Here is an 11,765-nt window from a genome sequence, read left to right as displayed (position 1 = left end):
GCCTGACTTTTGAGGGGCGCTACAGTCAGGCGTTGAAACTCGCGGCCGAGGTCTTCGAGGGCGGGCAAAGGCCGGGGCTTGCGGCGCTGCTCGCCGCGCGTTCGGCGCAGCGCCTGAACGAGCCGGCAAAGCAGAAAGTGTGGCTCGAGCGCGCGTTGCAGGCCGACCCGACGATGGAGGCGGCGTGCCTGATGCTCGAGGCCGAAATGCTCATCGACCTGCGGCAGTGCGATCAAGCCCTTGCCGTGTTGCGGCGGCTGCAGGAGAAATCCGGACGCCACATTGCCCCGTTGCAGCTGGCATTGCGCGCGCAGCAAGGCGCCGGGAACTGGGACGAAGTCCTGCATATCGCCCGTCAGCTCGAGAAGCATGACGCCCTGGCGCCCGAAGCGGCGCAGGCCGTCAAGCTCCAGGCGCATCGGGCCAATATTCTCCGGCAGCGGGGCAGCGCGTCTGGGTTGCTGGAGTACGACCGGGCGTTGCCCGTTGCCGAGCGCACGCCGGAAGTTGCTGCCTTGCTCGCCGAGGCGAGCGTCGAAGCGGGTGCCGAAGCGGGTGCCGAGAGCGTGCCGTAGTCGTCGCGCGCGGCCTGGGCAGGCTAGGCGCGCGAGCGGCAGGCTGCGGTCGATGCGCGCAGGATCAGTTCGGTCGGCAGGATGACCTGCGGCGATGCCGGCTCGATGCCGGCGATGCGCGCGAGCAGCGTGTTGACCGCTGCGCGGCCGATCTGGTGGATCGGCTGGCGCACGGTGGTCAGCGGCGGATAGAACTGCGATGCGGTCGGAATGTCGTCGAAGCCGATGACCGAGATGTCGTCCGGGACGCGCAGCCCCGCCTCGCGCACGGCGGCGATCGCGCCGAACGCGCTGAGATCGTTGGCGGCGAAGATCGCCGTCGGCGGGTCGGCCAGCGCCAGGAGCCTCATTGCTCCCTCAAACCCCCGCTTCTGCGTGAAATCGCCCTTGACGATCAGCGCCGCGTCGCGCCCGAGGCCCTGCTGCGCCATCGTATCGACGTAGGCACGATGGCGGTCCTTGGCCGACGCCAGGCGCTCGTCGCCGGTGATGTAGCCGATGCGCCGGTGGCCGAGTTCGATCAGGTGCTTGACGGCGCCGCGTGCGCCGTCGTAGGCGTCGGCGGCGATCGACGGAAATTCGGCGTGCTTGCCGCGCTGGTCGATGGTGATGATCGGGATGCTCGTCGACGCGAGTTCGCCGAGGTAGCCGTATTCCATCGGCAGGACGGCGATGACGCCGTCCGAGATCTGGCGCAGCAGCTGCATGACGCTGCCCGAGGGGCGCTTCTCGCGCACCACGTGTGCGTAGATCAGCGTCTCGTAGCCCGATTCCCACGCCGCGTCGCTGATGCCGGCGATCAGGGAGGCTGTGTACTGGTTGCCCGGGTCGGTGGCGATGACGCCGATGATGTGGCTCTTTCCGCCGGAGAGCTTTTGCGCGGCACGATTGACGACGTAGCCGAGGTCGGCTGCGATCTTCAGGACGTGCTCGCGCGTCTCGCGCGAAACGCCGGAACGATTGTTGATCGCACGCGAGGCGGTCATCGGCGAGACGTTGGCGGCGAGCGCCACTTCCGAGAGCGTGGTCGATTTGTTGGCCATCAGCGTCGGGCCTGGTTGGGTTTCGGCACGGTGTTTCTTCTTGTATTGGTCGATGCAGGTCCCGGCTTCAAGCAGGCGAGACGCTAGCGCTAACGTTATTTCAACGCGTTATAACACGCAACCCGTTTTGTTGAAAACCTTATGTTTTCTTGCGTCCGGACTATTCGCCGCACGGCGGATGATCGGCAAGAAGTAAAAATCGGCTAACCCTATTGACTTGGTTTAACGGTAGCGCTAACGTTATCTTGTAACAACAAGCGGTCATTCTGTAACGAATAATGTCGGGGGCACCCGACCTTCAGGAGGCAAACGATGAAAGCGGGTTCTGTTTCGAAGATAGGCGTTCTTTTTGGCAGTCTGGCGGCGCTGGCGCTCACCTCGGTGACCGCGCAGGCCGCGGAGACGATTACGGCGTGGGATCTGCAGACGACGACCGGAGCGGTGAAGATTCTCGGCGACGCGGCGGCGCGTTTCGAGAAGGCCAACCCCGGCTTCAAGGCCGAGCAGTCGCACATTCAGAACGATGCGTACAAGACCAAGCTGAAGATCGCCTTCGGCGCCAACCAGCCGCCGTGCGTGTTCAGCAGCTGGGGCGGCGGTCCCTTGCGCGAGTACGTCAAGGCCGGGCAGGTCGTCGATCTGAGTTCCTATCTTGAAAAAGCCCCCGCATTCAAGGAGCGCTTCGCGCCGGCCGGTTTCAGCTCGGTGACCTTCGATGGCAAGATCTACGGCATTCCCGCGGAAAACACCGCGATGGCCGTCGTCTTCTTCAACAAGGAAATCTTCGCCAAGGAAAACCTGACGCCGCCCAAGAACTGGGACGAGCTGATGAACGTGGTGAAGGTACTCAAGGCCAAGAACATTGCGCCGTTCGCGCTGGCCAACAAGAACAAATGGACCGGCTCGATGTACTTCGTCTATCTCGCTGATCGCATCGGCGGCTCGGAAGTCTTCGCCAAGGCCTCGACCCGCCAGCCGGGCGGCAGCTTTACCGATCCGGCCTTCGTTGAAGCCGGCAAACGCATCCAGGAACTCGTGAAAGCCGGCGCCTTCGCCGAAGGTTACAACGGACTGGATTACGACATTGGCGGATCGCGTCGCCTGCTCTACTCGGGCAAGGCCGCGATGCAGCTGATGGGTACCTGGGAGGCGGCGACGATCCGCAACGAGAACCCGGCGTTCTATGAGAAGCTCGACTTCTTCCCCTTCCCGACGGTTCCTGGCGGCAAGGGCAATCCGAATGCCGTGATCGGCACGGTTGGCGACAACTTCGTCAGCGTCTCGACCGCCTGCAAGAATCCGGATGCCGCGTTCAAGCTGATCCAGTCGCTGACCGACGACGCCTCGGCGCAGGCGCGCCTTGAGGACAAGCGCATCATCCCGGTCAAGGGCCTGAAGACCGACGATCCCTTCCTCAATCGCGTCATGGATCTGGTCGCCAATGCCTCCAACGTCCAGCTCTGGTACGACCAGGAACTCTCGCCCAACCTCGCACAGGTTCACCTGAATACGGTGCAGGCGCTGTTCGGCCTGTCGCTGACGCCGGAAGCCGCGGCGCAGCAGATGGAAGACGCAGCCAAGGCTGAAACGAAGTAGTCGACCACGCGAGCAAGTCCGACCACACGACGATCGCCTTCAAGGGGTGATCGTCCTCCGGGAGAAATCTCTGTGACGTTCCAAGATGCACAGCCGACGGCCGGCGCGGCGAAGTACCGGCGCCTGACGGCGGTTTTGCCGATCGCCGTGTTCCTCGCGCCGGCCGTCGTGTTCCTCGTCGTATTCCTGCTTTATCCGCTGATCAGCAGTTTCCAGCTCTCCCTGCTCGACTGGAACGGGCTGGGCAGCGGCGAGCGTTTCGTTGGACTGGCCAACTGGACCCGTCTGGCGCAGGACACGCTGTTCTGGAAATCGCTCGGCAACAACCTGCTGCTCGCGCTCTTCTCCGTGCTGATCCAGCTGCCGATCGCGCTCGTGCTGGCCGTCGTCCTCGACGAGGCGAGCAAGGGGTCGCGCGTGCTGAAGATCCTTTACTTCCTGCCCTTGCTGATGTCGAGCGTCGCGCTCGGCGTGGTGTTCAAGAATATCTACGACCCGAACTTCGGCCCGATCAACGCCTTCCTGAGCGCCGTGCATCTCGACGGGCTGGTGCGCGACTGGCTCGGCGATCCGCGCTACGCGCTCGGCTCGGTGATCGCTGTTGTCTGCTGGCAGAACATTCCGTTCTACATGGTGCTCTTTCTCGCCGGCCTCTCGTCTTTCCCGCGCGAACTCGGCGAAGCGGCGCGCCTCGACGGTGCGAGCGAATCGACGATCTTCTGGCGCATCAAGCTGCCGCACCTGCAAGGCACCGTCCGCACCGGCGCCATGCTCGCCATCGTCGGCTCGCTGCGCTACTTCGACCTCATCTTCATCATGACCGACGGGGGGCCGGAAGGTGCTTCCGAACTGATGGCGACCTATATGTTCCGCACCGTTTTCAGCTCCTTCCAGCTCGGCTACGGCAGCACGATTGCCTCGGCCATGTTCATCATCGTCACCATCGTCGCCTCGCTCACCATGCGCGTGACGCGGCGCTACGAAACGGAGGTCTGAGTGAATTCACCCGCCAACCCCGCTTCGGCAACGAAGGTCGACCGCAGTCGCCTCATCCGCGCCGCCGTGCCGGCGCTCGGCCTCTTCTGGCTGGTCGTGACCACGCTGCCGTTCATTTTCGTCGTGATGACGAGCCTGAAGTCGCAACAGGAGACGTTCAGCGGATCGGTCTGGTCGCTGCCGGAAAAACTCAACTTCGAGAACTACCTCGCCGTTCTGAACGGCGGTTTCTGGACGTATCTGCGCAACAGCGTCTTCGTGCTGGTGACCTCCATCATCCTCATTCTCGTGATCAGCTCGATGGCGGCGTATGCCTTTGCCCGCCTGCGCTTCCGCCTGAACAAGCCGCTCTTCGGTCTGATCGTCGCCGGCATGATCGTACCGATCCACATCACGCTGATCCCGATCTATCTGCTCATTCGCAACGTCGGTCTCTACGACACGCCGTTCGCGCTGATCGGTCCGTATGTGGCGACCGCGTTGCCGGTGTCGATCTTCATCCTCACCGAGTTCATGCGGCAGATTCCAAAGGAGCTCGAAGAAGCGGCCAAGCTCGACGGTTGCGGCGCCTTCGGCATCTTCTGGAAGGTCTTCCTGCCGCTCTCCGGCCCCGGCCTGTCGACGGTGGCGATCTACAACAGCATCGGCCTGTGGAACGAGTTCATCTTCGCCTACGTGCTGACGTCGAACCCGGCCAACCGCACGCTGCCGCTGGCGATCTGGGATTTTCAGGGCCAGTACGCCTCGAACATTCCGGCCATCCTCTCCGTCGTCACGCTCACCTCGCTGCCGTTGATCGTCGCCTACGCCTTCGGCCAGGAACGCATCGTCAAGGGCATGATGGCCGGCGCGTTGAAGGGCTAGTGACCATTTCCGATCCGAACGCATCCAGGAAAACCCATGACCAGCATTTCCCTTCGTAACATCCAGAAGACCTTCGGCAAGGACACCCAGGTCATCAAGGACGTGAACCTCGAAATCGCCGCTGGCGAGTTCTGCGTCTTCCTCGGTCCGTCGGGCTGCGGCAAGTCGACGCTGCTGCGCATGATCGCCGGCATCGAAGATGTGACCGCCGGCGACCTCGCGATCGGCGGCGTGCGCATGAACGAAGTGCCGGCCGCCCAGCGTCAGGTGGCGATGGTCTTCCAGAGCTACGCGCTGTACCCGCACATGAGCGTCTATGAAAACATGGCGTTCGGCCTGCGCCAGGCCAGGGTCGACAAGAACGAGATCGACCAGCGCGTGCGCGAGGCGGCGCAGATCCTGCAGCTCGAACCCTTGCTCGAACGCATGCCGCGCGCGCTCTCCGGCGGGCAGCGGCAACGGGTGGCGATCGGCCGGGCGATTGTCCGTTCGCCCAACGTCTTCCTGTTCGACGAGCCGCTTTCCAACCTCGACGCCGCGCTGCGCGTGCATATGCGCGCCGAAATCTCGCGCCTGCACAAGAAGTTCAACCACGCCAGCGCGATCTACGTGACGCACGACCAGACCGAGGCGATGGCGATGGCCGACAAGATCGTCCTGCTGCGCGCCGGCCCGGACATGGCGAAGTACGGCAGCGTCGCCCAGATCGGCACGCCGATGGATCTGTACCACCGGCCGAGCAACCGCTTCGTCGCCGCCTTCCTCGGTTCGCCGCGCATGAACTTCATCGAGGCGCGCGTGGTGGCCGGCGATGCCGGCGGACTGACGCTGCAGATCGGCGCCGGCGAGACGGTGAGCGTGCCGGTCGACGCAAGCGCATTGGAAATCGGCGTGACGGTCACGCTCGGCCTGCGGCCCGAACACATGCATCCGGTTGCGCCCGACAGTGCCGAATGCCGCATGACGCGCGCGGTGCGCCAGGTCGAACGGTTCGGCGAGTACAGCTACGTCTATCTCACCGGCGATTCGGCCGAGGCGCTGATCGCCAAGGTGCCCGGCGATTGTTACGCGCGCTGCGGCGAGGCGATGAGCTTCGGCTTTGATCCGGCGCATTGCCACGTCTTCGACGCGGAAGGACTGGCCTTGCCTCGACTCTCAGACAACGATTGAGTTTCCTGAACGTGGCTGACAGCTCCCCACTACCGTTCGCCCTGAGCCTGTCGAAGGGCGGGATGTCTTCGCTTCGAGCCCATTCATGCCCTTCGGCAGGCTCAGGGCAGGATTCGACAAGTTCACCACGGACGGCAAATGGGTCGTCAGTCACATAGACGATTCTCAATAAACCCCATTTTTCACTCCTTTCGGTCGCTGACGCGCGGGCAAGAGGAAAGTTACGGAGAACTATGATGCATATGAAATATAAAGACGCCTCATTGCCGGTCCCGACGCGAGCCGCCGACCTGCTGTCCCGGATGACGCTCGAAGAAAAGATCGCGCAGATGCACGCCTTCTGGCTGCTGCTCTCCGAGGACGGCAACCATAAGGTGCGGTCTGACGCGTTCATCGGCCACAGTGATCAAGAGAAACTGCAGCAGATGCTGAAAAACGGTCTTGGCCAGATCACGCGGCCGCTCGGCAGCCACAGCGTCGACCCGAAGCAGGGCGTGCGCGCGCTCAATCGGCTGCAGAAGTTCCTCGTCGAGGAAACCCGGCTCGGCATCCCGGCGATGTCGCACGAGGAGTGTCTGGTCGGCCTGATGGCGCGCGGCGGCACGCTGTTCCCGTCGGCGCTGGCCTTCGGCGCGACGTGGAATCCGGCGCTGATCGAACGCGTCGGGCAGGTCATCGGCCAGGAAGCGCGCAGCATCGGCTGTCATCAGGGCCTCGCGCCGGTGCTCGACGTCTCGCGCGACGTGCGCTGGGGACGCACCGAGGAAACCTTCGGCGAAGATCCGTACCTGATCGGCGTGATGGCGACCAAGTACGTGCAAGGCTTGCAGGGCGAGAAGCGCGACCTGCTGGCGACGCTCAAGCACTACGTCGGCCACTCGTTCAGCGAGGGCGCGCGCAACCATGCGCCGGTCCATCTCGGCTGGCGTGAGCTCAACGACACCTTCATGCTGCCGTTCGAAATGGCGGTCAAGGGCGCCAACGCCGGCTCGGTGATGCCGGCCTACCACGACATCGACAACGAGCCCTGCCACGCGTCGCACCACCTGCTGACCACCGTGCTGCGCGAGCAATGGGGCTTCGACGGCCTGATCGTCGCCGACTACATCGGCGTCAGCCTGCTCTACCAGCACCACGGCGTCGCGTCGGGCAAGGCCGAAGCCGCCGCGCTTTCCTACAACGCCGGCCTCGACGTTGAATTGCCGGGTGACGACTGTGCGACCGAGATCAAGGCGGCCGTTGAACGCGGACTGCTCTCGATCGAAAAGATCGACGAGATCGTCGCGCGCGTGCTTACGGAGAAGTTCCGCGTCGGGCTGTTCGAGAAGCCCTACACCGACGAAGACGCGGTCAGCCTGCGCACGCCGGAAGCGGTCGAAACGGCGCGCGAGGTCGCACGTGAGTCGATCGTCGTACTGGAGAACAAAGGCATCCTGCCGTTGGCAGCGGCTGGTAACCAGCGCATCGCCGTCATCGGCCCGACCGCCGACGACCCACTCGCCCAGCTCTCCGGCTACAGCTTTCCGGCGCACCTCATCCTGAGCGAGATCGAAGCGAGCACGAGCGACATCGTGACGCCGCTGGCCGGCTTGCGCCAGGCGTTCGGCGGCGACAAGGTGCGCTACGCCAAGGGCGTCGAGATCCTCGAGAGGCGCGAATACGGCGCGCCGACCTTCCCCGGCGACGTACAGGAGACGGCCAACGTCGAGCGCGTCTCGCCGGTGTCGATGGACGTCAGCCGCATCCCGGAAGCCGTTGCGCTGGCGAACGAATCGGACGTGACGATCGTCTGCGTCGGCGACCTGGCCGGCCTCTTCCAGACCGGCACGGTCGGCGAGGGCTCGGACGCCGACAGCCTCGACCTGCCCGGCGTGCAGCAGGAACTGCTCGCAGCCGTCGTCGCTACCGGCAAACCGGTCGTCGTCGTGCTCACCGGCGGCCGTCCTTACAATTTGCAGGGCCTGGAGGCCAAGGTCGCCGCCTTCGTCTGGGCCTTCTCCGGCGGCGAGCAGATCGGCCACGCGCTGGCCGACATCCTCAGCGGCGCCTGCGAGCCGACCGGCCGCCTGCCGCTCTCGGTACCGAAGAACGTCGGCGCCGTCCCCTACTACTACAACCACAAGCTGAAGAGCGCCGGTACCCCGATCGCCTTCCACTTCGGTAGCCGCTACCCCTTCGGCTACGGTCTCGCTTACACGCAGTTCGAGTACTCCGATCTGCGCGTCGACAGCGAAAGCGTCGATATCGAGCACGGCGAAATCAAGGTGACCTGCCGCGTTCGCAACGCCGGCGCGCGCAAGGGTGTCGCCGTGCCGCAGCTCTACGTGCGTGACGTGCTCGCCTCGGTTGTGCGTCCGGTCAAGGAGCTGAAGGCCTTCGGTCGCGTCGAACTGCAGCCGGGCGAAGCGGCGGATGTGACGTTCTCGGTGCCGGTCGATATGCTTTGCTTCACCGGCTACGACGGCAACCGCGTCGTCGAAGCGGGGCAGTTCGAGTTGCAGGTCGGCGCGTCGAGTGCCGATATCCGCTTGCGCAAGACGGTCGAGGTGAAAGGAAATACGCGGCGTCTCGGCCGAGACTGGAGGATGTTCAGCCAGTGCAACAGGAAGGTCGCGGGCTGACGTTCGGGTTCATCCAGGTGCCATGACCAGCGGGCGGGCGTAACGGCTCCGCTTGTTCGTTGGCCGCGCTGGTCGCGCCGCAGGCTGGCGGACCCTCGATCCGCCAGCCTGTTCCTCAAGTTGCAGGAGCCCGATTTATCGGGCGATCGGGCGGTTTCTACGAAGACACGCCGTTATCGCGCAGCGAAGCTGCGCTCCTTGGTGCCATTCCCGCTGATTAGTACTTCGCGTGTCCCGCCGTGCGCGGGAACGGAATCACGTCGCGCACATTGGCCAGCCCGGTGATGTAAGACACCGTGCGTTCAAAGCCGAGGCCGAAGCCGGCGTGCGGCACGGTGCCGTAGCGGCGCAGGTCGCGATACCAGCTGTAGTGCGCGGGGTCGAGTCCGCATTCGGTCATGCGCCGGTCGAGGACGTCGAGCCGTTCCTCGCGTTGCGAGCCGCCGATGATCTCGCCGATGCCCGGCGCCAGCACGTCCATCGCGGCGACCGTGCGCTCGTCGTCGGAGAGGCGCATGTAGAAGGCCTTGATCTCCTTCGGGTAGTTCATCAGCACGACCGGTCCCTTGACGTGCTTCTCGGCGAGATAGCGCTCGTGCTCGCTCTGCAGGTCGGTGCCCCACGACACCGGGTACTCGAAGTTCTCCTTGGCGTTCTGCAGGATCTTGATCGCGTCCGTGTAGTCCATGCGCACGAAGTCGCTGTCGATCATCCCTTGCAGCTTGGCGATCACGCCCTTCTCGATGCGGTCCTCGAAGAAGGCCATGTCGTCGGGCCGCTCGTCGAGCACGGCTCTGAACACGTACTTGAGCAGCCCTTCGGCGAGCGTCGCGTCGTCGGCAAGATCAGCGAAGGCGATTTCCGGCTCGACCATCCAGAATTCCGCGAGGTGGCGGCTGGTGTTCGAGTTCTCGGCACGGAAGGTCGGGCCAAAGGTATAGACCTTGGACAGCGCCATGCAGTAGGTCTCGACGTTGAGTTGGCCGGAGACGGTGAGGAAGGTTTCGCGGCCGAAGAAGTCCTTGCTGAAGTCAATCTTGCCGGCGTCGTTGCGCGGCAGATTGGCGAGGTCGAGCGTCGACACGCGGAACATCTCGCCCGCGCCTTCGGCGTCGGAGGCGGTGATGATCGGCGTGTTGATCCAGACGAAGCCGTCGTTGCTGAAGTAGCGGTGGATCGCCTGCGCGATCGTGTGGCGCACGCGCGTCACGGCGCCGATGACGTTGGTGCGCGAGCGCAGGTGCGCAACGTCGCGCAGGTACTCCATGCTGTGCGCCTTGGGCTGGATCGGATAGGTGTCGGGGTCGTCGACCCAGCCGATGACCTTGACCTCGCTCGCCTGCATCTCGAACGGCTGGCCCTTGGCCGGCGAGGGGACGATGATGCCGGTTGCCTCGACCGCGCAGCCGGCGGTGAGGTGCGCGATCTCGTTCTCATAGTTCGGCAGCGTCGCCGGCGCGACGACCTGCACCGGATGGAAACACGAGCCGTCGGAGAGATTGACGAAGGAAATGCCCGCCTTGGAATCGCGCCGGGTACGCACCCAGCCCTTGACGGTGACGGCTTGATCGGCCGGGGCTTTGCCGCCGAGAATCTGCTGAACGCTGAGTTTTGTCATTGTTGTGTCCTCGCTTGACCGGAAAACCGCAATTGAACCACAGCGGCGCGGAGAAGGCTGCGGAAAAACTGGGGCGGCTGTGATCCTGAACAGGTCAGTTTTTCACCGCGAAGGCGCAAAGGACGCGAAGGTTCGCAAAGGGAATCAAAGCGCTGCGCGAGCAGTTCGCGCTGTTCGCGATTGTTTTCTTTGCGATCTTTGCGTCTCCGCGCCTTTGCGTTGAGGTTCTTGGCCTGATTGGCCTCAAACCCAGTCGCGCGGCGTCAGCACTTCGTAAAGTCTCGCCTCCGGACTGCCCGGTTCCGGTTGCCAGTCGTACCGCCATTTGACGATGGGCGGTAAGGACATGAGGATCGATTCGGTGCGGCCGCCCGATTGCAGGCCGAACAGCGTGCCGCGATCCCGGACCAGATTGAACTCGACGTAGCGCCCGCGCCGGTAGGCCTGGAAGTCGCGTTCGCGTTCGCCGAAGGGCGTATCCCGGCGCCGCTCGATGATCGGCAGGTAGGCTTCCGCGAAGGCGTTGCCGACGGCTTGAGTGAGCGCGAAGCAGCGCTCGGGGCCGCCTTCGCTCAGATCGTCGAAAAAGACGCCGCCGACGCCGCGCGGCTCGTTGCGGTGCTTGAGGAAGAAGTACTCGTCGCACCAGCGTTTGTAGCGCGCATGCACGTCGGCGCCGAATGGGTCGAGCGCCTTCTTGCACGTGGCGTGGAAGTGGCGGATGTCGTCGTCGAACGGGTAGTACGGCGTGAGGTCCATGCCGCCGCCGAACCAGCTGACGGGTTCATTGCCTTCCTTGCGGACGATCAGTGCGCGCACGTTCATGTGCGCCGTCGGGCAGTACGGATTCTCCGGATGCAGGACGAGCGAGACGCCCATCGCCTCGAAGGTGCAGCCGGCGAGTTCCGGGCGCCTGGTGGTCGCCGAGGCGGGCAGGGCGGCGCCGCTGACGTGGGAGAAGGCGACGCCGCCGCGTTCGAAGACGCGACCGCCTTCGATGATGCTGGTCTTCCCTTCGCCGGAAAGCGCCTGTCCCGGCTCCTTCCGCCACGGATCGCTGCGCAAACGGCCGCCGTGCTCGCCCTCCACTACTTCCAGCGCGGCGACGAGACGCGAGTGGAAGCTGGTGAAATAGGTCTTTAGCGCGGCGGAGTCGATCATGGCGACGGCGCTGTCGAGATGGAGTTGGGCGCCAGGTATTCCGCGACGTCGGTCGAGAAAGCCTGGCGCGCCGGCCTTACTGCTCTTTGCGCGTCACGGCGCGGTGGCCGATGTCGCGGCG

General features: G+C 64.3%; 8 protein-coding genes and 1 pseudogene. 6 read left to right on the top strand and 3 right to left on the bottom strand.

From position 1 onward, the window contains the following. Positions 1-575: pseudogene (locus KBA32_RS02660) on the top strand (hypothetical protein); the annotation flags it as partial. Positions 576-598: 23 nt separating this feature from the next. Here KBA32_RS02660 and KBA32_RS02655 read toward each other — a convergent pair. Then, a complete protein-coding gene (locus KBA32_RS02655; protein ID WP_294354904.1) occupies positions 599-1,618 on the bottom strand; it encodes a LacI family DNA-binding transcriptional regulator in 1,020 nt (339 codons plus the stop codon). Positions 1,619-1,930: 312 nt separating this feature from the next. Here KBA32_RS02655 and KBA32_RS02650 point away from each other — a divergent pair, with 312 nt between their 5' ends. The 5 genes from KBA32_RS02650 (at position 1,931) to KBA32_RS02630 (ending at position 8,865) form a co-directional block, all read left to right on the top strand. After that, the gene (locus KBA32_RS02650) at positions 1,931-3,214 is read left to right on the top strand and encodes an extracellular solute-binding protein (protein WP_294354901.1); all 1,284 of its coding nucleotides are present in this window, start codon (positions 1,931-1,933) and stop codon (positions 3,212-3,214) included. Between the two features lie 72 nt (positions 3,215-3,286). Beyond that, entirely contained in the window at positions 3,287-4,210 is a 924-nt protein-coding gene (locus KBA32_RS02645) for a carbohydrate ABC transporter permease (RefSeq protein ID WP_294354898.1), read from the top strand. Then, positions 4,211-5,074 carry a carbohydrate ABC transporter permease gene (locus KBA32_RS02640; RefSeq protein ID WP_294354896.1) on the top strand — a complete coding sequence of 288 codons (864 nt, stop codon included), beginning with the start codon at positions 4,211-4,213 and terminating at the stop codon, positions 5,072-5,074. Between the two features lie 36 nt (positions 5,075-5,110). Beyond that, the gene (locus tag KBA32_RS02635) at positions 5,111-6,244 is read left to right on the top strand and encodes an ABC transporter ATP-binding protein (RefSeq protein WP_294354893.1); all 1,134 of its coding nucleotides are present in this window, start codon (positions 5,111-5,113) and stop codon (positions 6,242-6,244) included. A 236-nt stretch (positions 6,245-6,480) separates the two neighbouring features. Beyond that, positions 6,481-8,865 carry a glycoside hydrolase family 3 N-terminal domain-containing protein gene (locus tag KBA32_RS02630; RefSeq protein WP_294354891.1) on the top strand — a complete coding sequence of 795 codons (2,385 nt, stop codon included), beginning with the start codon at positions 6,481-6,483 and terminating at the stop codon, positions 8,863-8,865. Between the two features lie 217 nt (positions 8,866-9,082). Here the strand turns inward: KBA32_RS02630 and asnS are convergent, their stop codons facing one another. Together asnS and hemF are read right to left on the bottom strand one after the other, a co-directional pair. Then, positions 9,083-10,483, bottom strand: a complete 1,401-nt coding sequence (asnS, locus tag KBA32_RS02625; RefSeq protein WP_294354888.1) for an asparagine--tRNA ligase — start codon at positions 10,481-10,483, stop codon at positions 9,083-9,085. A 243-nt stretch (positions 10,484-10,726) separates the two neighbouring features. Further along, positions 10,727-11,644, bottom strand: a complete 918-nt coding sequence (gene hemF / locus KBA32_RS02620) for an oxygen-dependent coproporphyrinogen oxidase (RefSeq protein WP_294354885.1) — start codon at positions 11,642-11,644, stop codon at positions 10,727-10,729. Positions 11,645-11,765 lie beyond the last annotated feature (121 nt).

The organism is Propionivibrio sp., from assembly GCF_017995515.1.
In the GTDB taxonomy this organism is placed as follows: domain Bacteria; phylum Pseudomonadota; class Gammaproteobacteria; order Burkholderiales; family Rhodocyclaceae; genus Propionivibrio.
The sequence above is the reverse complement of the archived record's forward strand: the minus strand, read 5'-3'. Positions and strand labels throughout refer to the sequence as shown.

What these genes read in the sequence shown, in the direction of transcription:
- KBA32_RS02655 (WP_294354904.1), bottom strand. Translation starts at nt 1,618, where the DNA reads ATGGCCAACAAATCGACCACGCTCTCGGAAGTGGCGCTCGCCGCCAAC.
- KBA32_RS02650 (WP_294354901.1), top strand. Translation starts at nt 1,931, where the DNA reads ATGAAAGCGGGTTCTGTTTCGAAGATAGGCGTTCTTTTTGGCAGTCTG.
- KBA32_RS02635 (WP_294354893.1), top strand. Translation starts at nt 5,111, where the DNA reads ATGACCAGCATTTCCCTTCGTAACATCCAGAAGACCTTCGGCAAGGAC.
- KBA32_RS02630 (WP_294354891.1), top strand. Translation starts at nt 6,481, where the DNA reads ATGCATATGAAATATAAAGACGCCTCATTGCCGGTCCCGACGCGAGCC.
- asnS (WP_294354888.1), bottom strand. Translation starts at nt 10,483, where the DNA reads ATGACAAAACTCAGCGTTCAGCAGATTCTCGGCGGCAAAGCCCCGGCC.
- hemF (WP_294354885.1), bottom strand. Translation starts at nt 11,644, where the DNA reads ATGATCGACTCCGCCGCGCTAAAGACCTATTTCACCAGCTTCCACTCG.